The organism is Spiroplasma phoeniceum P40 (assembly GCF_003339775.1).
Lineage (GTDB): Bacteria > Bacillota_I > Bacilli_A > Mycoplasmatales > Mycoplasmataceae > Spiroplasma > Spiroplasma phoeniceum.
The window spans coordinates 513,081-536,556 of record NZ_CP031088.1 but is presented as its reverse complement, the minus strand read 5'-3'; the positions used below and the strand labels follow the sequence as shown (position 1 = coordinate 536,556).

27 protein-coding genes are annotated in these 23,476 nt (G+C 23.9%); 10 read left to right on the top strand and 17 right to left on the bottom strand.

What is annotated here, in order from left to right; genetic code table 4:
* Positions 1–21: 21 nt before the first annotated feature.
* The 6 genes from SDAV_RS03455 to SDAV_RS03425 form a co-directional block, all read right to left on the bottom strand.
* Positions 22–279 carry a hypothetical protein gene (locus SDAV_RS03455; protein WP_114564560.1) on the bottom strand — a complete coding sequence of 86 codons (258 nt, stop codon included), beginning with the start codon at positions 277–279 and terminating at the stop codon, positions 22–24.
* Between the two features lie 153 nt (positions 280–432).
* On the bottom strand, positions 433–762 hold the full coding sequence (locus tag SDAV_RS03450) for an AAA family ATPase (RefSeq protein WP_114564559.1): 330 nt from the start codon (positions 760–762) through the stop codon (positions 433–435).
* Positions 763–1,262: 500 nt separating this feature from the next.
* A complete protein-coding gene (locus SDAV_RS03440; protein WP_114564557.1) occupies positions 1,263–1,607 on the bottom strand; it encodes a hypothetical protein in 345 nt (114 codons plus the stop codon).
* A gap of 13 nt (positions 1,608–1,620) precedes the next feature.
* Positions 1,621–1,788, bottom strand: coding sequence for an AAA family ATPase (locus tag SDAV_RS03435; protein WP_114564556.1), 168 nt, complete (start codon positions 1,786–1,788; stop codon positions 1,621–1,623).
* Positions 1,789–1,812: 24 nt separating this feature from the next.
* Positions 1,813–1,992 carry a hypothetical protein gene (locus tag SDAV_RS03430; protein WP_071937570.1) on the bottom strand — a complete coding sequence of 60 codons (180 nt, stop codon included), beginning with the start codon at positions 1,990–1,992 and terminating at the stop codon, positions 1,813–1,815.
* 144 nt (positions 1,993–2,136) lie between these two features.
* Positions 2,137–2,490: an HNH endonuclease gene (locus SDAV_RS03425; protein ID WP_151202505.1), complete on the bottom strand. Its 354-nt coding sequence runs from the start codon at positions 2,488–2,490 to the stop codon at positions 2,137–2,139.
* A gap of 248 nt (positions 2,491–2,738) precedes the next feature.
* On the opposite strand from SDAV_RS03425, the gene SDAV_RS03420 reads away from it, so the two are divergent.
* Both SDAV_RS03420 and SDAV_RS03415 read left to right on the top strand, forming a co-directional pair.
* Complete coding sequence (locus SDAV_RS03420) at positions 2,739–4,781, top strand: hypothetical protein (RefSeq protein WP_114564554.1); 2,043 nt, start codon at positions 2,739–2,741, stop codon at positions 4,779–4,781.
* Positions 4,782–4,852: 71 nt separating this feature from the next.
* Positions 4,853–7,060, top strand: a complete 2,208-nt coding sequence (locus SDAV_RS03415) for a hypothetical protein (protein ID WP_114564553.1) — start codon at positions 4,853–4,855, stop codon at positions 7,058–7,060.
* Between the two features lie 483 nt (positions 7,061–7,543).
* Here the strand turns inward: SDAV_RS03415 and SDAV_RS03410 are convergent, their stop codons facing one another.
* The 9 genes from SDAV_RS03410 to SDAV_RS03365 form a co-directional block, all read right to left on the bottom strand.
* On the bottom strand, positions 7,544–8,428 hold the full coding sequence (locus SDAV_RS03410; protein ID WP_245938507.1) for a DDE-type integrase/transposase/recombinase: 885 nt from the start codon (positions 8,426–8,428) through the stop codon (positions 7,544–7,546).
* Positions 8,412–9,479: a PBSX family phage terminase large subunit gene (locus tag SDAV_RS03405; RefSeq protein ID WP_114564552.1), complete on the bottom strand. Its 1,068-nt coding sequence runs from the start codon at positions 9,477–9,479 to the stop codon at positions 8,412–8,414. Before SDAV_RS03405 ends, SDAV_RS03410 begins: the two co-directional genes overlap by 17 nt.
* The gene (locus SDAV_RS03400) at positions 9,472–9,873 is read right to left on the bottom strand and encodes a hypothetical protein (protein ID WP_114564551.1); all 402 of its coding nucleotides are present in this window, start codon (positions 9,871–9,873) and stop codon (positions 9,472–9,474) included. Before SDAV_RS03400 ends, SDAV_RS03405 begins: the two co-directional genes overlap by 8 nt.
* Positions 9,874–10,060: 187 nt before the next feature.
* Positions 10,061–10,306, bottom strand: coding sequence for a hypothetical protein (locus tag SDAV_RS03395; RefSeq protein WP_114564550.1), 246 nt, complete (start codon positions 10,304–10,306; stop codon positions 10,061–10,063).
* A 419-nt stretch (positions 10,307–10,725) separates the two neighbouring features.
* Entirely contained in the window at positions 10,726–12,750 is a 2,025-nt protein-coding gene (locus SDAV_RS03390) for a hypothetical protein (protein ID WP_245938506.1), read from the bottom strand.
* 29 nt (positions 12,751–12,779) lie between these two features.
* Positions 12,780–13,511, bottom strand: a complete 732-nt coding sequence (locus SDAV_RS03385) for a hypothetical protein (RefSeq protein ID WP_114564549.1) — start codon at positions 13,509–13,511, stop codon at positions 12,780–12,782.
* Positions 13,512–13,525: 14 nt separating this feature from the next.
* Positions 13,526–14,284 carry a hypothetical protein gene (locus SDAV_RS03380; protein ID WP_114564548.1) on the bottom strand — a complete coding sequence of 253 codons (759 nt, stop codon included), beginning with the start codon at positions 14,282–14,284 and terminating at the stop codon, positions 13,526–13,528.
* Positions 14,285–14,296: 12 nt separating this feature from the next.
* A complete protein-coding gene (locus SDAV_RS03375; RefSeq protein ID WP_114564547.1) occupies positions 14,297–14,866 on the bottom strand; it encodes a hypothetical protein in 570 nt (189 codons plus the stop codon).
* A gap of 754 nt (positions 14,867–15,620) precedes the next feature.
* Positions 15,621–15,848 (bottom strand): integrase core domain-containing protein, encoded by a 228-nt coding sequence (locus SDAV_RS03365; RefSeq protein ID WP_245938505.1) that lies wholly within the window; start codon positions 15,846–15,848, stop codon positions 15,621–15,623.
* 433 nt (positions 15,849–16,281) lie between these two features.
* Between SDAV_RS03365 and SDAV_RS03360 the strand changes: the two genes are divergently transcribed.
* The 6 genes from SDAV_RS03360 (at position 16,282) to SDAV_RS03340 (ending at position 19,046) form a co-directional block, all read left to right on the top strand.
* Entirely contained in the window at positions 16,282–16,584 is a 303-nt protein-coding gene (locus SDAV_RS03360) for a hypothetical protein (RefSeq protein WP_114564545.1), read from the top strand.
* A gap of 17 nt (positions 16,585–16,601) precedes the next feature.
* Entirely contained in the window at positions 16,602–16,754 is a 153-nt protein-coding gene (locus tag SDAV_RS11880; protein ID WP_186823461.1) for a hypothetical protein, read from the top strand.
* A 192-nt stretch (positions 16,755–16,946) separates the two neighbouring features.
* On the top strand, positions 16,947–17,237 hold the full coding sequence (locus tag SDAV_RS03355) for a hypothetical protein (RefSeq protein ID WP_114564544.1): 291 nt from the start codon (positions 16,947–16,949) through the stop codon (positions 17,235–17,237).
* 195 nt (positions 17,238–17,432) lie between these two features.
* Positions 17,433–17,903: a hypothetical protein gene (locus SDAV_RS03350; RefSeq protein ID WP_151202504.1), complete on the top strand. Its 471-nt coding sequence runs from the start codon at positions 17,433–17,435 to the stop codon at positions 17,901–17,903.
* Positions 17,887–18,399, top strand: a complete 513-nt coding sequence (locus SDAV_RS03345; protein ID WP_114564542.1) for a hypothetical protein — start codon at positions 17,887–17,889, stop codon at positions 18,397–18,399. The genes SDAV_RS03350 and SDAV_RS03345 overlap by 17 nt, the downstream gene beginning before the upstream one ends.
* 176 nt (positions 18,400–18,575) lie before the next feature.
* On the top strand, positions 18,576–19,046 hold the full coding sequence (locus SDAV_RS03340) for a DNA cytosine methyltransferase (protein WP_114564541.1): 471 nt from the start codon (positions 18,576–18,578) through the stop codon (positions 19,044–19,046).
* A gap of 384 nt (positions 19,047–19,430) precedes the next feature.
* Here SDAV_RS03340 and SDAV_RS03335 read toward each other — a convergent pair whose 3' ends face one another.
* Together SDAV_RS03335 and SDAV_RS03330 are read right to left on the bottom strand one after the other, a co-directional pair.
* The gene (locus tag SDAV_RS03335) at positions 19,431–19,979 is read right to left on the bottom strand and encodes a hypothetical protein (protein ID WP_114564540.1); all 549 of its coding nucleotides are present in this window, start codon (positions 19,977–19,979) and stop codon (positions 19,431–19,433) included.
* Between the two features lie 315 nt (positions 19,980–20,294).
* Positions 20,295–20,507, bottom strand: coding sequence for a hypothetical protein (locus tag SDAV_RS03330; protein ID WP_114564539.1), 213 nt, complete (start codon positions 20,505–20,507; stop codon positions 20,295–20,297).
* 735 nt (positions 20,508–21,242) lie between these two features.
* Here SDAV_RS03330 and SDAV_RS03325 point away from each other — a divergent pair.
* Positions 21,243–21,911, top strand: coding sequence for a hypothetical protein (locus SDAV_RS03325; protein ID WP_114564538.1), 669 nt, complete (start codon positions 21,243–21,245; stop codon positions 21,909–21,911).
* A gap of 16 nt (positions 21,912–21,927) precedes the next feature.
* The gene (locus SDAV_RS03320; RefSeq protein WP_245938504.1) at positions 21,928–23,466 is read left to right on the top strand and encodes an AAA family ATPase; all 1,539 of its coding nucleotides are present in this window, start codon (positions 21,928–21,930) and stop codon (positions 23,464–23,466) included.
* Positions 23,467–23,476: the final 10 nt, after the last annotated feature.

Here is a 23,476-nt window from a genome sequence, read left to right as displayed (position 1 = left end):
GTTTTAGTTGATTTTTCTTCATTAATACCTACATGCATAGTTGAAAAAAATATTTTCTTTTCAATTCTTTTTTTTATTTTCTCTCATAGGAACAAAAGCTCCGTCAATTTGAATATATAAAATATTATTTGGAATTTTAATTTTATTGTTATTTTTATTACTAATGTAATCGGTTTCTTCTAAATCGGCATTTTTAAAAATATTAGATATTGTTCTTTCGCTAATATTTGCATTCTCTGTTGTATGTAAAATATCTTTATATCTTTTTCCATCACTCAAAAAATATAAATATCTATCTTTTAAATTTTTTTCAATCTAATTTTTTCTATATTAATATCTTTATTATATTTTTTAATATATTCCTCTTCATTATATCAAAATGCTAATTTACTTTTTTAATTATTTCTTCTATTTTTTTATATCAGTTAGAAATTAAATAAAAGGAATTAATAGGAAAAATTGAATTATCAAAATCAATATTATCATTTTTTTTACTTCATCATATTCTTTAATTTCTGTTTGACCATTTTCTAATAATTTAGTAATAATTATATTATTTTCTTCATTATTTTCTTCTTTTTCTTCAGAAAGTAAAAATCCCGAGTGTGTAGCAATAACTATTAAAATATTTTTATTTTCGTTAATATATTTTATTAAATATTTTGATAATTCTTTTTGAATAGAATAATGAATATTTTTATCGGGTTCATCAAATAAAACAACTATTGGAATTAGAATTAATTCTTTTTTTGTTTTCGTCAATTAATTTTATTCCTTCTAAAATAGCTATTAAATAAAAAATTTGTTTATATCCCTGACTCTGTTCTTTTGGTGATTGTCCACCAAATAATCTAGAATTATTTTGATCTTCCACACATAACTCTAAATAATCATTTTCTAATTTTATTTTTAGTAATAAAAATAATTTATTGATTGAAAATATATTTAAAAAAATATTTTTAATTTTTTCATTAGTATTATTCTCTATTACTTTTTTAAAATTATTACGAATTTGTTTATCGTATTCTGTTATATTATTCAAATTAATAAATTTATTAATTTCTTCCGCGATTTTTTTCCTCCAAAGAAATCACAAAATAATTTTAAATATTTATTATCTGAATTTTTATTATCTGAATATATTTTTGTTATTTCATTTAAGGGGAAAGAAATATTTTCTGTTGCAGAAGAAATATCATAATCATTATTTTTATAAAAATCAAAATTAAGTTTATTAAATTTATCTAAAATATAAATAAAATCTATTTTTGTTTTGCTTTTAGATTCATTTCTTTATTATTTACTAATTTATTTAATACTTTTGGTTTAGTATCTTGATGAGTAATATTTTCTTTAAAAGAAATTAATATTTTTTCATCATTTAAATCTTTATTTACAGTTAAAAAACTTTTTGGTCAATAATTTTCATATTTTTCATAAATTTCTCTTTTAATTTTATTTATAAAAGTAGGATTACCTTCATAATCAAATTCATTGTTTTCCCATAATGTACCCTCATTATATTTTCTGGTAAAAGTTATAAATTTTTCATTTTCACTAAATTTTAAATTATTAATTTGTTCTATTTTAAAAATAAAATTATCCAATTTATCATAATTTTTAATATAAGTTATTATCTTCTCCTAATACCCATTTTATAGCATCTAATAGAACAGTTTTACCAGAACTATTTTCTCCAAAAATAATATTTAGCTTATTTGTATATAATGTTAATTCTTGTTCTTCTGCAATGCTTTTGAATAAACTAATTTTAAAATTATATTCCATAATATTTTTTCCTTATTTTAATATTTATAAATTAATCTTATCATACTTATTTTTTATACATTTAAAATGTCCATTATAAAGTAATTGATTTTCATTTTCATTAATTTTTAATAATCCTGCTTGGGTAAAAATAATTGGAATTTCTTTATTACAAACAGAACAAATTTTATTATAATATCCTATTATTATTTTATAACTATTCATTTTTTTCACTTCCTTTGTTAATTTTTCTTTTCTGTTTTAAACATTTTTATAAAAATCTTTTCTAATACATCAATCACAATGCTATTACCAGCTTGTTTATAAAGTTGTGTTTCTGAAACAACTTTGCTTGCTTTATCAAAGTCTTTATTCTTCTTTATCGATTATTTTTACTTTGCCAGTTTTTTCGTCAATTATGACATTATCGCGATATCCTTTTTCGGTTTTGTGTTCTTTATTGTGGCATTTCATACATAATAGTTCTAAATTTTTTCATGCAAAAAGTTTATCAATGTTTCAATTAATAAAATCTTGATCGGTAATATATTCTTTGTGGTGAACAATAACGCCATTAACTATATATCTTTTTTGATAACATCGTTTACATATTCCCATTTTGCTATTAAAATAATCGTTTCTTATTTTTACTCATTTTTTATTGCGATAAAATTTATGTCTAATTGGACGATTTTTATCATAATCTTTTCAATTATTTTTCATTTTCTTAATCAGAAAAAATTTCATCAACAGTTTTAGCAATTTCTTCATCATCATTTATTTCATTACTGCTAAATTCTTGTTCTAAATTTAGATTTAATTCATCTTTTTTCTTACTACCACTTTTTATTTAAAAAGAACAATTAAAAAGCTTAATTTTGTTCAAAAAGGTTACTTTGCATTTAATATTAATTTTGTTATAATAAACCCATTCAATAAGTCTATTATTAAGCTTACTAAAGGAGATTTCAATGGCAAGAAAACCAGGTAGTTGACATAAACTTAATAACTTAACAAAGAATGTTACTGTAGCATCACGTAAAAAAGGGTGACTTGCCGCAATTTGTGCTGTGTTATATCTTGGTGCTTTAATTCCCTCTGCTTATTTTGGTGTGTCATTTTTAGCAAATATTTTAAATTATGGTGGAATTGAAACTGATGGACCCTTGCCTGATGTTAATGATGGGGATTATTTTGAAGTTAACTTTGCAAAAACAAAACTACGCGATAATACAACAACAACTCCGGTTTTTGAAACTTATGAAATTCCTCCTGACCGTAATACTGGGCAAGTTGCACAAACTCGCGCTCGTGCGAGATCATTACGATTAGAATATGCTTATAATTTAATTTTTGAAAAAGCACCTAGTTTATACATTACAAAAAATATCTTTTTTAAGAATAAATACAAAGATCCTAAGCAAATTCAAATTTTAGATATTTATACTGATTCACGAGGGGCACAACAGTTAAGTCTTGCTGATGTGCAAAAAAACCAATTTAATTTGATGAAAAATTTATTATTTTTAAAAATCAAATACGAAGACGTAATCCAAAAAAATCTGGTTTGAATGCCAACCCTATTTGTTGGAAATCAAGGATTTTTATCAAACTTTTTAAGTTTTAAATTAGGAGAAACAAGAAACAAAGATTATTTAAAACCAACAGTTTGAGAAAAACAAACAAATGTTCTAGGTGAACAAGCTAATAATATTATGATTAATGGTACTAATGATAGTTTGGCGTTAGCAGATCAAGTTTATGCTGCCTATAAAGAACGTTTTGCTGCTTTTTATGCAGAAAATAAAGGAAATGATAAAGAATTTATTGGTGATTATAATCCATATAGTAATTTTGCTATTTCAAGTGTTAATCAAAATGATCAACTGCTTCCAGGAACTGTTATTGATAGTACGCATTATATGCTTGATATTAATCGGGTAATTCAGTCAGCATATAAAAAGGGTGATTCAGAGCAAAGTTTTGAAAAAACAGATACTCAAATTAATGGTAAATATATTCCACAATTATTAATTTTTTTAATTAATATTTTAGAAACATCACAAAATCGTGGTTTAGTCTTACCAAAAGAACTTGTACCAACCGAATGACAATTTTGATATCAACATCTTCAACCAAAACCTTTAAATGTTAACCAACCAGAGCAATTTTACTTTATGTTTTTACCACAAGGTGAAACAATTCAAAATGTGATTGCAAATCGATTGGGAGAGCAAATTAAAGATGTTTTAAATGGAAAATATTCATTAGCAACAGCAATTAGAGAATTACAAGAAGATGTTTTGAGTAACCCTAATAGTTCAAAATATAAATGAGTTTATGATTGAAATATTTTACCATTTCAATCATATGGAATAATTGAAAAAGCAGATTATACTGTTGTTAAAAGAACGATTCAAGAAAATGGTGATTTAACAATTAGTTTTAATAATAATCAAGTGGCAAAAACAAACTATGTAATAATTGATCAACCATCGTTACATTCAATTACTAATTTAGTTAATCCCGGTGATCATGATGCCTATTTAATTAGTGATAAACAAAAACGAAATATTTTATTTACAAAATATTGAAGTGCTAATTTATATTGAGCACAAAAACCATTAAATTACATTGATATTGATGTTCGAAATATTCCACATGATGTAACTTCATTTAAAGCAATACTACAAAAACAAATTGTTAATCGTACATGGGAATTTATACAAAATATTAGTCAAATGGCAGGAAACAATTTAAACATTAGTGATAATGTATCACAAATAGATTATGCTAATGGAATTGCAGACGATATTATCACATTTACACCTTTAAATAATTATCATAATAGTGCTGCTACTTTTAATGATTGATTTTATGCATTGCAAATTAGCAGTGAAGAAAGATATAGTAATTTAACTGTTCTTGATATTAAATTAGAATTAAAAGCAAAAGAAAATGTTCCAGACCATCTTCAATCAATTACTTTCCGTTTTAATATTAATTATATTTAAAATTTATGTATAAAAGATGAAAATGTGTATAATGATAATAAGTATTAATGTTTGAAAAGGAAGGGATTTACATGCGTAAAATTTTAACACTCCTAACAACATTTCTGACTACAAGTGCTCCGATAGTTAGTGTTATATCATGCGGAACGCCTTCTCCATCAAAAATTGCTGGAAGAGAGAATATTTCAACAGAATTCACTTTAACTAATAATGTTATTGTTACTGATGATAATATGACTGTAGAAGAATCAATTTTTAATCAAGCAAAAATTGAAGGAAGGCTTTCTCAAGATTTACTTTTAGATTTTGTTGAAATTACTGATTCGGAAAATATGGTAAAACCGGTTACTGCTAATACACCACAAACTGGATATGTTGTTTTAACAATTCGCCACGATGAAAATATTCCATATATTGGTTCAATTACCGTTCGTTTTACTTTAGTTAAAAAGTTGTCAATGGATATTAGTCAAAATGTTAACTTAGAAAATATATGAGATGTCACAAAATATGAAAATGTTGAGGAATTATATAATGAGATTTGAGAAAAGGCCGTTGGTAGTTTTAAACCAGAAACGCCAATTGATGCAGAAACTTATGATATCTCAGGTTTTCAATTGGCAGGAGATTATAACAAAGCATTGCCTGTAACAATGTTTGCTGAATATAATGGCAAAGCAAATACGCCAACAAGTCTTTTTAGTGGGACAATTACAATTAAATTAAGCATTATTAGTTATCGTGCTATGGTTAATTTGAAATTACAGCAGAATAACTTAGAACTAGCAAAGTTATATGACTTAGTGTGAAAAGAAATTAAACAACAGTTTAACAATGATTCGCAAGTTTCAAGTGATTATAATGACTATCAAATTGATTGAAGTACTGTAACAGAACAAAATATTGGTAGTAATACAGAGTTGAATTTTTTAGCAACACCAATTGATGAAAGCATTCATCATTATATGAGAGTTGTTGGATTCATTTTTAAAGATCAAATTGAATTACCACCAACAATAGAATTATCAATTCCAATTATTGTAACTCAACAAGAACGACCAAATGTTGATAAAGATTGAATTTGAAAATTAGTAATGCGTGAAACAAACATTAATGGTGGCCCAGCATTAACTAATTTTGACACCACAAGTTGACAATCAATATTTAATAAGAATTGACCTAATATTGGGCAAAGAGAAAAATTTACTTTGCAGGCACTTAATCTTAACACTGACCCAATGTTTAAAGGCAATATTACAATCACATTAACATTAATTAATCAAGGAATTGATCCTGGGTTATTAGCATTAGACCCAATTTTATTGGCTGAAGATGATAAACACACAACAAACTCAGTTTTAGATTTAGTATGATATAAACTGATTAATAATAAGGCATGGAATCCGCATTTATCAGGTGATTTAGTGAATTTTGAACCTCAAGACCTAGACAGACTAAGTAATGCTTTAAAAGAAACTAAAAAAAGTGGAAAATGAGAAACTTATGTAATGAATATTTCTGGAAAACAAGAGGTTGCTGGTCGTGATTTTAAAGTTACTGTTCACGGTCAAATTAAAATGGTTAATAAGCCAATTGAAGAAAACCCCGTAGTTGATTTATCCTATAAAACTTATCAATTTGTGCCAAGAAAACAAAGTAGTTCGGACAACCAAGTGCCATATTTAGCTCATCAAATTTGAGGCGATATTATTAAAAATCCAATATTTATTGTTGAAGATGAACCAACTTTTGGGCTTTCTAAAATTCAAACGGATTGAAACTACTTTGAGTCAATTTGTCAACAACTAAATGAAGCGATTAATAAATATGATGTAAGTAGTAGTGATAATAAAATTCCTTTAGAGTTGCAGTTTTCATCTAAAAATAATGCTATTTTTAAAGGTCAAGTTACTCTTAAATTAAATTTAACCCCAACTGTCCCAATTAAGTTTAATCTTGATTTAACAAGTTCAATGTTGCTAATCTTTATTCGTAGTTTACCAAGAACATTAGCAAATAAAAAAGAATTAGTAAAAAATATGGTTAATGCAATCCTATATGATGGAATCATAAAAAATCCAAGTTTAAAAGGACAACAACCAAATATTTTATGAGAATTATTATCTTATGATACAGAATCAGAAGAATTCATTGAACAATTTAATTTCCCAACAGAAAATAATCCACAACAAGAATTGATTATTAAGGTTAAAACATCAACTGGCCAATTCGCTAATGGTACATTTATGTTAAAAATAAACTTAATTTATCAACCTTAAAACTCTTCAAAAAAGAAGAGTTTTTTCTTTTATTAGATAGAATAAAAGTTAAGTAGTTCCTAAAATTAGAAAACCAGCTGTCTATGTACTAATTTCATATGCATAAAATAAATTTGGTAAATCAAAAATTAGTGCATCTGTAGGCTTAGATATACTATCTGAAACTGACAAGACTAAAAATTTTTCAAAGTCAGTTTCAAACCTAAATAGATTTAGATAGAATATTCAAGATTTTTTATCTAAATTTTAGACCAAATGATTATTTTATTATGTTAATTTTTAAGAAAAATTTAACAGATATTAAAACTACAAAAAGGTAATTTTATCATATTTTTGTAGTATACCACACACATTTTAAAGATTACAAGAAAATAATAAAAATATTTATTTATAATAAAAAAATATCATAAAATAAATAAATAAAAAATATAAAATTAAACAAACTAAAAATTAGTTTAAATACAAAAAATAATAATTCGCAAATTATTTAATTAAACTATTCAAAAAATTAAATGGTGTCTGAAAATTTAAAGACTTATGTACTCTTTCAAAATTATAAAAATAATAATAATCATTTAATTTATTCTGTAAACTAACTGCATTTAATATTTTTTCTTCAAATACAAATAATTTAGTATAATTTTGATGAAATCTTTCAATCTTACCGTTTGACTGTGGAGAGCGAATTGGTGTTGTTTGATGCAAAATATTTTTATCTGTTAAAAATTGAGTAAAATTAGTTTTTTTAACACTAATTTTTTGATTATTACGATAATTATTAATAAATTCAGAACCGTTATCAGTTCTAATCCGTGTTATTATAATACCAAATATATTTTTAAAATCACTAATTGCTTTTTTAACAGCATCAATAGCATTATCAGTACTTAATTTATCATAAACATATCCTAATGCTAATCTTGTTTTTTCATCAATAAAATCATAAACATAATACTTTTTATCAACTGGAAATTTACTTGGTACAAAATATTTAGCGTCCATCTGTAACAAACCTATTTCTTTAACTTCATATTTTGGATGTTGTTTTTTAATTTCTTTAATTTTATTTTTTATTTTTAATCATCTTTCATCTTTTTTAAGTCAACGAAAAAATGTTTTTAAATTTTTTGGTGCTTTATTTTTTAATTCTTCTCCATGAATTCCTTTTTTTAAATTATAAAACAAAGATAAAACACCACCATCATGTTTATTACAATATTCAAAATATAAATCACAAAAAACTAAAAAATTGAAATTTGCAAACTCGCTCCGCTCGTTGTCGCTTTGCTCCATTAAAAACACTACTGAATAAATTATTCCGCGTAATTTATTAGCGGAATAATTTATTCTTTTACTTTTTAATTTCAATATCTTTTGCAATCTTATTAACAGTATTAATAACATTATCTTTACCATACTTTTTCACTAGGGACCGCAAAATAAAATATTGCTTTGTTTTCATAATTTCAACTCCTCAATTAAAAATATTAAAAAAATTTACTTTCCAAAACTGTAAAAACCAAAAATAAAAAATGTGTGTGGTTTCTACAAAGTCAACACCACCTAATAATTTTGTTGGTTGTATAATATCTGTTGCTTGCATAATATCAATATATCTTGCAAAGATTGACCCACTAGTATTGCCTGGTAAACCTCAACTCCACACTTTTGCTCTTTCAATATCTAATTGTTCTAATCTTAATTGTTCATTAACTTTATCTTGTGGTAGTTCATAATTTAATCTTCAACTAGAATAATGAATAATAATTTTCATATTTCATTTTTCAATATATTTTATTTGTTCATATTTACTACGCATTATTTCTTCATTAAAAGGTAATAATTGATTACAATAACCAACAATATATCTTTTTAAACTTTCAGGGTTACATGTATTAATTGTTATTTTATTTTGATAACCACGAATAGCAAACTCTAAATCACTTAAGTCTTTTTGTTGAAATTGATCACATTCTTCTCGTCAATCAATTACTAATTTATATTTGTTTAAGTCAGAAAGGGCTTTCAATTTTTCTTTCCTACTTGGTGAATGTAAACCTTTACAATATATTTTGCTACCATTTGATAGAGTAAAAGTAAAATTTGATAAATTAATAGTATAAGGAATATTATTTTCATCTAACATATTTCATATATTTTGAAATACACTATCTTTTAAATCTTTACTCCAATACATACTAGCAATTATACAAATTGGTTCTTTAATTAATAAACTAATTTTTAATAATTCACCAAACATTTTAATATTTGAAATAGTCTTACCACTATATCGTGTTCCAATTTGATTAATTTCATTAACTAATTCAAACTTTTTAGTAAATGGATATTTATTACCAATACTACTATTTTGTAATAACCAATAAGGAATTTCTAACAAATAAGTAAAATGATTAAGCATTATTATCACTTTCTTCTTTTTTAATATCTCTAATGTCAGTTTGCAAATTAACAATGATTGGTTGTTGATTATTTAAGTTTAATTCTTTTTCCATTTCTTTTTCTTGTAATGAATATTTATAATTAAATGCTCGTTGTCAATATAATTTAGCACCATCAGGTGATTTCATCATAAAATTAATTATTTCACTTTCAATTTTATCAACTTGTCGTTCAAGCAAAGGAACTATCTTTTCGCTCGCATAAGTATCATATCTTCACTTGCGAGAAAGGTTAAATTCATTGGTTAAATCATTCAAAGTATATGGTTTATTAGGTGATTTATTTTCTCAAAATTGTTCTATTTTACGATAAAAAGTTGCCAAACTTGCTGTTTTTGGATTAAATTCTTTCATTTTTACTCCTTTTTGCATATTAAAATTGATATTATATTAACATTATTAAAAATATAAAATAGTAAAAATTGGCACACTGAAAAATACTATTAACAAGTTTAATAAAAGAAATATAAAATTAAAATTAATAAATCAAATAACATAACTAGTGTGCCATAGATGAGTTATTCATCTTGTTATATTAGAATTATTTAATTTTACTAAAAAAGATTTTTAAATACCCAGTTTTTCAATCAGAATCTATCCTTGAATTTTCCAAATTATTATAAAGTCAAATTTTTTCTTTGTTTATATACTTAATTTGATTTAATAAAACTTTGTGATTTTCACAAGTTCATAAAATTTTATTTGTTTCAAATTCTTCGGTGATAAATGATGATAATTTATAACAATTAATAACATCACATATTTTTTGTTGTTTAATAATTTTCATTTTTATAAATCAAATTTAATATTAACCATAATAAATATCTTCAAATCATTCTGTTTTTCCGCGATGTTTAACTTTATGAATTCGCTTTGGCATTCCGCATTTACTGCATTTAATCATAATATTGATTTTTTCCATTTTTAGTTTTTCCAATCTAATATTTAACGATTGATTTATTAATATAACTAAGTGAAACAAAACAAGGACAACACCTTTACTAAGTTAGTATGTGTGTTATTTACTAATTTCTTAATTTAATATGTTTTTTTCTGAAAGGAAACAACTTTTTTATTATTTTAAAAATTATAAATATTTAAAGATGCTGTCCTTGTTTTGAATCAATTAGTTATTTTAGGTTTTTTAAAATAAAAAAACCATTTTAGTAAATGGTTTAATTATTCTTATTTAATTTCTTTATATTTTTATACCCTACTTTTTTTTATACAGTCATAATTATTATATTTATTTCCTGCTCCCATTGGATTATTATTTTCTCATATATTAGCAACACCAATTATTTCTTCACGATAATCATTTTCTAAACTTGTTATTTTATCAAGGGTTGTATAATTTTCAAAAAAGTTAAAATCACTTTGTAAAACACTGAGATTATTTTTATCAACACCACGTCAATCTTTAACTACTTTAGGTGCAGCATCATATTGATAAGATAAATTATAGGTGTTACTGCTAGTACCATCATAAGAAAAACGTACTGTAATATCAATTTTTGGTAAAGTTAACAATTTATCTTGATATACTTTATTATCATTCCCACGCAAAGTTCCATTAATAGGTGACTGTTTTACAAAAACTGTTCCTTTAATTGTAGAAGCATGATTTGTAACACCAACAGTAATCTCTTTTACAATATTATCAATTTTAATATAGGGGTTATTTAATTTCTTTAATAAATAATCTTTTAAATGAGTTTTAATAATTCCACTTTGATTTGTTAAACGACGATCAATTTCTACTGCAGAATCATCATATTGAACTTTTTCAATAACATCTTGAACATTTGCCGATAAATCAAATGCTTGGAAATTAATTGAAGTATTTGTATAACGTTGTTGGTCATAGTAAATTTTAGTTGGACTTCGATAAATATTATTTCCTAAATTGTTATTAATATTTAAAAATTTAATTTTAACTTCATTATAAAAAATTTGATGTTCTGAGCCTCAAACATACTGGCTATTATCATTAGTAACATAATTAAAATTATCAGTAATATTATCGGAATCAATCCCCATTTCCTTAATAAATCCTCGATAAGAGTTTACTCGTTGGTTAATCATTTCATCAGCAAGAAAAGTATCTTCACTGTTTCGATCATATAAATCATAACTATTTTTAACATTTTCAAATGTTGGCATTGTAACTCCAATTTTAGTAAAAATATTAGCAATTGCTGAATAATTTTTATCATGATAATTAAAAAGATTAGTACCAAATTGCTGCAATGAACTAAATTTTTTAGAATCATACTTAATATTTAATGTTAAGTCACTTGCCGATGGTGTTTTAACAATTGGTGCAAAAGGAACACCATCTTTGTTTGCAATTTCTTCATTAATAAGAATACTATTATCTGGTTTTGCAATTGGATAATATTCACTTAAAAGACTATTTAAAATTACTTCATTGTCGCTATCTAATCTAATATGATATTTCTGAACTAAATTAATAATTTTTTGGTTGCTAATTAAATTTAAAAGTTGACTTAATGTTAAAGCAACTGGAAAAGCACCCTCTGTTGTATCATATGTATAATCAAATGTTTTCTTTAAATCAATATAATAACCAGTAAAATCAGTTGCAATTAATTGCAAAGAAAAACGAACTTTATATGTAAAGAGTCCTTGTTGATAATCCACTGGGACAATTGTTACTAAACCATATTTATCATCACCATCATTATATGGATAAGATAAAATTTTTGGTCGCAAAACTAAATTCAAAAGATTATTTTGATAAATTACTTTGGTTCCTGATAAACTAGCCCCTGTTCCTTTTAGCATTGTTTCAACAATACTTAAATTATCTTCAATTCAATTATTTTTTGCAAAAATATCTTGAATAATTTGAATATTAGTTAGATTAGCATAAATATCAATTCCATCTTTTTCACCAGCATTAAACCAAACATAACTAGTTAAATGATCTGGTTTTGCAACCCCATTAGAATCAACTAATGCTTTTGACAATTGTGAATTAACCTTTTTTGTAATTTTATCATCTAACAAAATAGCATTTGCTCACGGATTTTTATCATGATAAAAAGAAGCAGCAATAATTGAGTAAATAACTCCACCTAACCCAGCAGTAATTGCTATTATTGCAATAATAGCAAAAAGATTTAAATTTGCTTTCCGAGAAATTTTTCGACGAACTGGTTTAGTTGTTAATTTAACCACATTATTATTGTTATCTTCTTTATTCATTAATACAGTCTCCTCTAATATTTATTATATTATTCTTGTTTAGATGATTTTAAAGCTTCTTGTTTTTTCTCTTCTAAAACAGGTTTTTGTACATAAATATTTTTCTTTTTTTCCTTTAAATGATTTAAACTATACTTTTCTTTATTATACTTAATCTTTTCTAATTCAACAAGGCGCTGACGTCGTAATTCTAAAGTTGCTAATTTTGTTTCTACTTGTTTCATTTGATCTTCATCTGCTAAATACTCAATTTTTTTTCGTAAAATTCATTGTTTTTTTACTTCACGTCATAATAAAAAATATGATAAAAAAATTACTAAAAAACAAATAATAATTAAAGTAAAACCCACAATAAAATAATTATTCATATTGTTAAACATATTCATAAAAATTACTGCTAAGGTAAAACATGTTGTATAATATATTATTGCAAAAATACTTGAAATAATAATTCAACTTTTAAAACTAGCTGCTTTTTTTAATTTTACATATGGCAAACCAATAAAACAAAAGAAAAAACAAGCACAAATTAGAGCAACAATACCAGCAATAATATAATGTAATTCATAAGTTCGATGGGAAATAACACCTGTTAAATTTTTAATATTATTATAAGACATTGCACAACCAGCACTAATAAAATAACCCATAAAAGTTCCTAAAATTGAAAAACTAATAACTAATAAACGTGCTGCAACTTCAATTCGTGTATTTCATTGGAGTGCTAATTCATCTCGTTTTGAACTAATTTTTGTTAACATAATAGCTTTTCTCCTTACTCTCTTAGTGCTCTAATTTGGTTTGATATTTCATTTTCTAATTTGGTTTGATATTTTTTACAATCACTTTTTAAAAATAAGCACCCCAATATAAAACAACAAAAAGCAACAATCGCAATTGAAGGTAAAACAAATGGGTTAATATTTAATCCAGCAACTGAATTTTTAGCATAAATAAATTGTAAAATAGCTAATCCAAGAATTGAAAAGCAATTAATATTACCAACAATACTAACAATAATTATTCAAATATTAACAGTTTTTAATGTTTTAGTAATTAAAATTGGAATTGTTATAAAAAAGAATGTTGTAACCCATAAAATAGCTAATAAAATAATTATTCCAATTACAATTGGTTGACCAATTGCTACAATTTGATCAGTAAATAGAGTTTTAAATTTGGATAATAAAGAAATAATAAATTGTGCTCCTACCTGCCCTAACGTTGGAATATATATTAGAGCAACTAAAATTAACAATAATTGTGAAAAGACAATTAAAGTTCTCGCTATTGTTTCACTTTTAGTAGAAAAATAATACTTACTTGCTTCAATGTTGTATTGGTAAGGTAATGGACGAATTTGTTGCTTTCGATTTAATTCATATTCCCCTAATGATTTTACGGTGTGATCAATAACAGTTTTATCTAAATTTTTTAAAACTAGCGGACGATTATCAACAACAAACTGCATTTTTTTTACTACTTTTGCTGATTGTTCTTGATTTATTGTTTTACTATTTTCTGTTTTTTTCATTAAAGCACCTTCCTATTCAACTATATTTAATTTAGAACTAAAATCTAAACTTTCAGCAACAGCAAGATTAATTCGTTTCTGCTGACAAATTGCTGAGAATCATAATAAAAAACTGCCTCAAAATAACATTAACATACAAAGTCCACCCATAATTATCCCTGGTAAATTTAGTCGAACAGGAATATAAAGATATGCAATAATGCTTAATCCTAACATTAGTAAAACAAAGATGCATCCGACTGTATTAAAAATAATTCCAGTTACCTTTAAAAGTTTAATATTACGAACAATTAATGTTGGAACTACAAATATTAAAGAAAAGATAATCCCAAACAGAGCAATAACAATGGTAAGACCACGAAAAACACCATCAGCTAAACCAAAATTATTAAAAACGGCAGGAATTGGTAATTTACTAGTTGCAATCATTGCTAAAGAAGCTGATACAATAATAATTACTCCTAGCATAACCGCTTGTCCAATTAAAATCATAATTCTAGCAATAACTTCCATTGGTGTAGTAAAATACATTCTTGTTAACAGAACATCATTTTTTTGAAAATCTTGTGTTGCTTTCTCCATCAATAATCACCTAATTTAATAATTTCTCCTTTGTTTACAATGATTATAGCATTTTCTTTTAAAAATACTATCTTTCTTAATAAAAGCTTAGAATAAATTTTTTAGGTACCGGCTATACATAAAAAAGCAAGATTAAACGATTAAAATGCCACCAGAAAATAATCATTAATCTTGAAGTTATAAACTCTATATTAGACAAAAATTAAAGTTACGTTGATTATCAGAATAAATTTTATGAGAATATCAAACGAAATAGAAACAAACAATATTCCTTCTCTTATTCCTGCTGAAATTAAATTCTTTTTTTACTTCTTCTAATTTTACTTTTTCATAATTAAGTTTTTGTTTTGTAACATTTTTATCTTTTATTGTATAACTATTATTTTCTTTTCCTAAAAAGATTTCATAATCAAATGTTTTTATTATAAATTCGTCTTTTTCTTCATTATATTTTTCTTCTGTTTTTATATATTTTTCTGCTGCTGGTTTATATTCTGCTTGTGCCTTTTCATATTCTTGTTTTGAACTATGAAAAAATGTTTTTATTTCAAGTTCTTCTTCTTCTTCTTCACCAAATATTCCCGATGTATTTTCACCAACAACTCTATTTTTTCTAGAATTTATTAAATTTTAATTAATAAATACATATTTTATTATTTTAATAACATATTTTATGAGTTAATTTACATATTATTAATTAATTAAAATATAATAAACTTATTTAGTTTAAACACAAAAACTTAATAATTTAAAATTATTTAATTAAACTTAAACTATTCAAAAAATTAAATGGTGTCTGAAAATTTAAAGACTTATGCACTCTTTCAAAATTATAAAAATAATAATAATCATTTAATTTATTCTGTAAAATAACTGCATTTAATATTTTTTCTTCAAATACAAATAATTTAGTATAATTTTGATGAAATCTTTCAATCTTACCGTTTGACTGTGGAGAGCGAACTGGTGTTGTTTGATGCAAAATATTTTTATCTGTTAAAAATTGAGTAAAATTAGTCTTTTTAACACTAATTTTTTGATTATTATGATAATTAGACCGCGTAAAATATTCGGTTGGTATAAATCATACCCCAAAAACTAAGAAAAAGATAGATATAAAATTCTATCTTTTTTAATTAGGTTAAAATTGTCGTTAACCTTGCTTAGTATAAGAAAATAACAGCAAAACCAACTAAATAAAACTCTCCTACTTGGAATGTCGTTAAATCAAGCAAGCGAGGATAAACAATACAGGGGTGGCCGTACCGCTACGACATAATGGAGGCAATTCTTTTAGGCAATATAAAAGAGTTATCGTGGTTTGGGGATAAATCTTTAACCTGCAATGGTTAAAGGGTAAGTGTTCCACAATAAAAAAATTTAGAAATTTTACTATTTATAAGGAGGTTTTGAAAGTGTCTTTTAAAGAACTCTGTTGAAAAGAGTTAAAAATTAAATTAGCAAATAAGACAGTATTAATTAATAAATGTCAGTGTTATATCAATGAGTACTTTACAAAATTAACTAAAAACAGAAAAGGCGGATGATATTGTAAAAAGTATGCTCGGCATTGCTTAGCAAAATTAGAATTTATTAATAAACAAAAAATAAGTTATAGTATTTGATTTTTGACTTTAAAATGCAAAAATAACCATCAAATTATTAAAAAATTAATTTTTAAGAAAAATAAATGATGAATTATTAATATTAAAAATTAGAAAGGAGAAATTATAAAATGGTTAAAAATAATATCAAAAATACGATTAGCGATTTAATTAACGAAATTAAAGCAACAACAGAAAATAATTTAAGTAATTTAGAACAAATTATGGAAGATTTAATTGACAAAGTTAACAATATTGAAAATATTTTAAATCAAATAAGATAAAAAATAAATTAAACCAACTATTTATTAACATTAGTTGGTTCTTTATTTCTGATAAATAAGAAAGGAAAAAATAATGAGGAAAAGTTGTCCTAAATGTAGATCAAAAATAGATGGTGATGATAAATATTTATGATGCAGTAATGATTATTGTGTTTTAGCAAAAAAATCATATATTCTTAGAAAGAAAAAATAATGAATATAACAGAATTAATTAAATATGACAAACTTAAAAAAGAACTTGCTGAAAAAGATAAAGAAATTAAAAAACTAAAATCAAAACATTTATTTAAAGAAGAATTTTATTTACTTTGTGAAGAAGATAAACTTACATATGATTGAGAAAGTTTACAAACTGATGAAATAACAATTGAAATTCACTTAAAATATTGTGAAAGTAATAATCATAGATATTGCCTAATTAAAGATATTAATAATTTACCAAGTAAGTTAGAAAGTAAGGAAGATAAAATTAGTTGAAGATAAATTTAGTTATACAGTGACAGTGATAAATTATTTATCTGATATTAAATGACAAAAAGAGTCAGACAAAAATATAGAACCAGTTCGTTAAGAAGTGATTTTTTGGTTTAATTAATTATTTATTTTTAAAATACTATTAGATATTAATCTTTAGGAAAAATAAAATTAAAAGCAAAAAAAGTGATGTATGTGTTAAATATGATAAAAAAAATTTATTTAAACCAAAATTTAATTTCACAAGAAATAAAAAATAAAACGCATATTTTAATAAACAAACAAAAAGATTGTGTTGTTTTAGATAAAAATTGTTTAGGTTTATCAAATTATAAAAATTATTTTTGTTTAAAAATTGATGAAAATAAAAATTATGCGGTTCATAGTAGTATCAATAATAAAAATGGTAATATTGTGGGAAAAAATTTAATTTTATCTTTTGAAAAATTAAAACATGAAAACAAAAAACAGTTTAATTCGCAAAACAACATTGATGCTAATAATGATTTACTAAATAAATATGATAATCATTATAAAAATAATAAAATACAACAACAAAAATTAACATCAGAAGAATTAAAACAATTACTAGAAGATTTAGAAAATATTTATAACCCCAATTATTGAGATAATGGTTTTTATTTAGAATACAACAAATATGAAAAAATTACTTAGTTTTTTAGCAATGTTTTCGTTTTTATGCACAAACACAGTGAATTTGATTAGTTGTGGTAATATTGCAAATAACAAACCACACTTACCACCAGCAAAACCAAAAGAACCAATAGTCAAAGATGTTTTTTACTATGAAAAATTAAAACAAGAAATTACAGCAGAAATCAAAGAATATGATGAAGTAATTAAAGAAATTGAAAATAGTAAAAATGATTATGAAAACGAAACAGATTATCATACAGAATTAAACCAATCACAAGCAGAAAAATTTATTAAAATTTCTGAACTAAATAATTGCGAATATCAAATTTTACTATGTCAAAAAGAAAATGAGTTTACAGACGAACAAAAACAACAAGCAATTAAGTTGTTAAAAAAACAAATAAACAACTTAAATAGTGCTTTAAATTTATTAAGCGAAAATAAAAATAGTGATTTTGACCAGAAAGATTTAGAAAAAATAAATACAAAAATTAAAAATATAAAAAAATTTTAGACGAAATTAAAAACAATTAAGGAAGAAATGATTTATGTATAGATAACAAAAAACAAAATAAAAGCAAATATAAAGATGAAAATACATCAATAGATTAAATTAAAAAAAACATAAATAATGAAAATAACACAAAACAAGATAATTAATATCTTGTTTTTTTAGAAAGAGGTGCAGAAATGATTAATTGTCCATTTTGTAAATATATTCATAATATTTATAATGAAAACAATATCAATATATTATTTTTTTTTTTTTTTTTTGTTCTTATAGGTATCACAATCCATGAATTGTTTTATATAAAAGAAAAATTAGAAGAATGACGGTTTATTATGCTTAAAGTAATTGAATTATTTGCTTGAATTGGAAGCCAAAGAAAAGCATTAGAAAAGATTGGAATTAACCACAAAGTAATTGCATTTTGTGATAACGATAAATACGCTGAAAAATCATATCGAGCAATTTTTAATGATTATGACACACCAAATTTAGGTGACATTACTAAATTAGAAACTTTACCGTATGCTGATTTAATAACTTGATCATTTCCATGCCAAGACATATCAAGTGCCAATAATAACGGGCAAGGATTAAATGGCAAACGAAGTGGTTTAGCTTACAAAGTTGTTGGTAGTATTCATTATTCTTAGGTTTTTAATAAAATTAAGTAATTAGAAACAAATTATGTCTCGCTTATGACTAAATGATAACAAAATTTATAAAAAATTCAACTTTTTAAAAAATTATATTTTTAATTAAATAAATAATTTTATAAAATTATGAATTTTGGCACACTAAAAAATACTTTTTAAAGTTATTACTAATTTTAAAAATTTTTTTATTTATAAAGATAAAAATTGATTTTGAGATTGATTTAATTTGAAAATATTAAATTCAATTTTTTCTTTATTTTTATTAATTTTAACTTCATTAATTCTGCTATTAAGTCTTAACATTGAAGCAATTAAAATATTATTAAATGTTTCTTTACAATATATTTTTGCACCACGACTCTTAACAACCTTAATATAATGTTAAACATCACCTTCAACATGACAACCAATATTATATTCTAATGCTTGATTTTCAATACCATCTTTATTATTTTTAATTAATTCAATAGTTTCTAGTAAAAATTTCTTTTTGTTATCAATAACATAAGGTAAATGACAAATTAAAAAATCTAATAACACTTCATAATTTCCAGCAAAAAAATATATTTTTGCTAATTTATATTTTAATCTATGAATTTTGTTTCTATTTATATATGAAAATAAGTCTTTAAATCTTTTTACTAAATGAAATTTATTCAAACTATATGATACAGTATTATTTTTATATTTTGTTTTTATTGCTTTGTAAATTTTTTTAAATTGTTTTTCACCATCACTTAATACTAATATTATAGTATTTTCATTAATATCATAAGTATCCATTAGTTTAAAAATTTTGTCAATAAAATTATTAAAACTATATTTTTCATTTTTATTAGTATTTTTATTTATCATTTGAAAAACACCTTTTTTCTTTTTAATTATTTTTCTTGTTTTAGTTGATTTTTTTTCATCAATACCAATATGCATAGTTGAAAAAATATTTTCTTTTCAACTCTTTTTTTATTTTCTCACATAGGAACAAAAGCACCGTCAATTTGAATATATAAAACATTATTTTTTAATTTTAATTTTATTTTTGTTGCTAATAAAGTCAACTTTTCTGGTAGTATAAATTATTTTGGGGTATTTACTATATTTCAAGAAATTATGGAATAAATAATCTACACACTTAACTTAAAGATACCATGTTTAATTTTATTGTCAACAAATTTTTATATTTTTTTAAATTTAATCACAACAAAAAATGCATTTTTATTAAAATTATTTAATTTAAAAATAAAATTAATAAAGACGTAATTTTTGTTGTTCAGTTTTATTAAAATTATTATATAAAATACTATTATTTTCTGGTGGTTTTTCTGATTGTTTAAAATCCTTAATATTATTTCTTAATTTTAGCATACTAGTATTCAATTTATTTTTAACAGTTTTTTCGCTATAAATTCCTTTTTTAGAAAATATACCCTTAGCATAATGTGAAACATCACCCTCCATATGACAATATTGCTTTTGTTTATTACATTTAAAACAATAACCTCAATATCTTTTTTTTAAACAAATTTTCTTTTTATAGTCATTTTTAAATTCTCCTTTTTACAATTAACTACAAAGTACTACAATGTTCTACATTTTGTAGTTACTTGTAGTATTAAGTACCTCCTCATCAAGTCCCCACTAGTAGATTAATTAAGAAATCCTTGCCCAGTTCTTAAAAGTTATTCAACCTCTACGCACACGATTTTATTTTTTTCTTGCAATTAATAGTTATGAATGCACCGCTACGCGCCTATCTTAACTCAAAGTCATTAATTTACAAAATCGCAAAAAACAAGTTAACAGTTCTAATAATTTCATACCGGCAAAATGCCTTGCTGGGAAACCTTCCCTTAAAAAATATGTAATTGTAAATTAAAATAATTGTAGAGCCAATATATTTAATTTTTAGAGTTAATTTTCAAATAAAAAAACAACCCTTTAACAAGAGTTGTTTTTTTCCTACTTCATCCTTTATTCTACAAATTAGATGCTAATGATGTCTTTTTAGAAGAAGGTAATTATTGATATTATATTAAAGTAACAAGTTTTGGAGCAAAATATTTTGAGGGAACAATATGAAATATTTTGATTGTTAAAAAATAGGAAAAAAATAATTTAATTGCCTAAATTTAGGGAAAATGTTAAAATGTTTACACAAATTAAAATAGGGTTAAATACCAAAGGGGGAACAAAATGTTTAAAAATAAGCCAACATATGGAAGCAAATTTCCAGATTTAGAGTTGCTTGATACTGAAGAAGAACGCCGAAAATATGAGGAGGAAGTTAAAGAATTATCTAAACAGGAACAGAAACGTTTTAGTTATTTGTCACCAACTCAGCACAATGATTTTTCACAACGACGAATGTTTTGGGATAGTCCACTTGAACGAGTAGGGCGAAGTTTTATTATTTTTGGACAGTTAGTAGCAATTGTTTTAGCTTATTTTATTGGTCAAAAGGCAATTTTAGTTGCTTTAAGTAATTATCTTGATCCAAATATTAAAGTTTTTGCTGAGATTTATGTTAAAGACCTTTTAAGTTATGGGTTCTTATTTCTTAGTTTATTATTTAGTTTATTATATTTTATTCCGATGACAATGGTCCGAACTGCGGGTGCTATTTATGGATGAGGTATTGCTTATATTATGTTAGCAATTTTATATTTTTTATTTGTTGAAATTTTATGTGCAATTTTATTGATTCTAGGAAGTATTAAAGGAAATCCCGCTGAACCAATTAATATTTGATTATTAGTTTTTATTGTTTTGGTTCTAATAATTACTTCTATTTGAATTGTTGGAGCATGCCTCTTAATTGTTAAATCAGATGATGTTAAACGAAGAATTAATTTAGAAGTTTAGGAGAAAAAAGAAAATTATGACACTTACAGAAAGATTAGAAGAATTAACCAAACAATTACAACAAAATGTTTATGAAAAAGAAGAAATTTTTAATTTAGCAATGTTAGCGATGCTAAGTGGTGAATCAATTTTTCTTTTAGGAAAACCCGGAATTGCTAAATCGTTAGTTTCGCGTCGTTTAAAGCATGCTTTTAAAAATGGTACTATTTTTGAATATTTAATGAATCGTTTTTCAACACCAGAAGAAATTTTTGGACCAATTTCAATTGAAGATTTACAAAAAGGAGTGTATAAGCGCTTAATTGATAAATATTTACCAACGGCTGAAATTGTTTTTTTAGATGAAATTTGAAAAGCGGGACCATCAATTCAAAATACTTTATTAACAATTATTAATGAAAAGATTTTTCGTAATGCTGGAGTAGATATAAAAGTGCCAATGAAATTATTAATTTCAGCGTCAAATGAGTTGCCATCAGAAGGACAAGGTCTTGAAGCATTATATGACCGTTTTATTATTCGTTATATTGCACAAGGGTTAAAAGACGAAGAAAACTTTAATGATATGATTGCTGGAGTAACTGAATTAGATGTAAAAGTTGATGAAGCTTTACAAATTACACATGAAGAATATGATACATGACGAAAAGAAATTAATAAGATTAAAATAACACCAGTAACTTTTGATTTTATTTCTCGATTTCGAAAAGCAATGTATATTGCGACTGAAGGTGAATATTATATTTCAGATCGTCGTTGAAAGAAGATTGCTCATTTAATGAAAGCTTCAGCATTTTATAATGGTCGTGATACAGTTGATAAAGCTGATTGGTTAGTCATTCCATATTGTATTTGAGATGATGAACAACAAGAAGAAACATATAATGCTATTTTTAATGAATTTTATTTAGATGCTTTAACGTATGATGTTCGTGAAAAAAAGAATCGTTTAAGCAAAGAATTAGAAGAATTATCAGCTCAGTATGAAGATATTCAAGAAGTTAATAGTCGCAAAAGTGAATATTTGGATGTTTTTGATGGAAAATTACAAGGAACATTTCACCGAATTTTTTGAAAAAATCAACAGTATCCAATTTGTTTTATTCGTGTTGAAGATTTTATTGATGCTCGTCATAATAAGACAAAACCCACATTAATTGAATTATATTATGGTGAAGATTTAGATAATATGGCAGATGTTTTGCAAACAGAGATTAGTTATGTTAATGATAGTACTTTTAAAATTATTAAAACAAATGAAGAAATTAAAATTGAAATTAAGAATTCAAAAGTGGATAATAATTCAAAACTTGAAAAAAGAATTTTAGCTGTTGAACGAGAAATTGATAGTTTAACAATTGCTTTTCCGGATGAAAAAGAACGATTATTATCTTTAAATTGCCTCTTTTTTAAAGAACGTTTTATGTTGGCAGTTAATAATGCCTTTAGTGATAATAAAATAAATTTTAATGAAAATTGGTTAGAATTAGAACAATTTTCAAATTCAGAGCAAAAAATAAATAATAGTAATTTTGAACAATTAACAAAAAATTAAATGAGTAAAA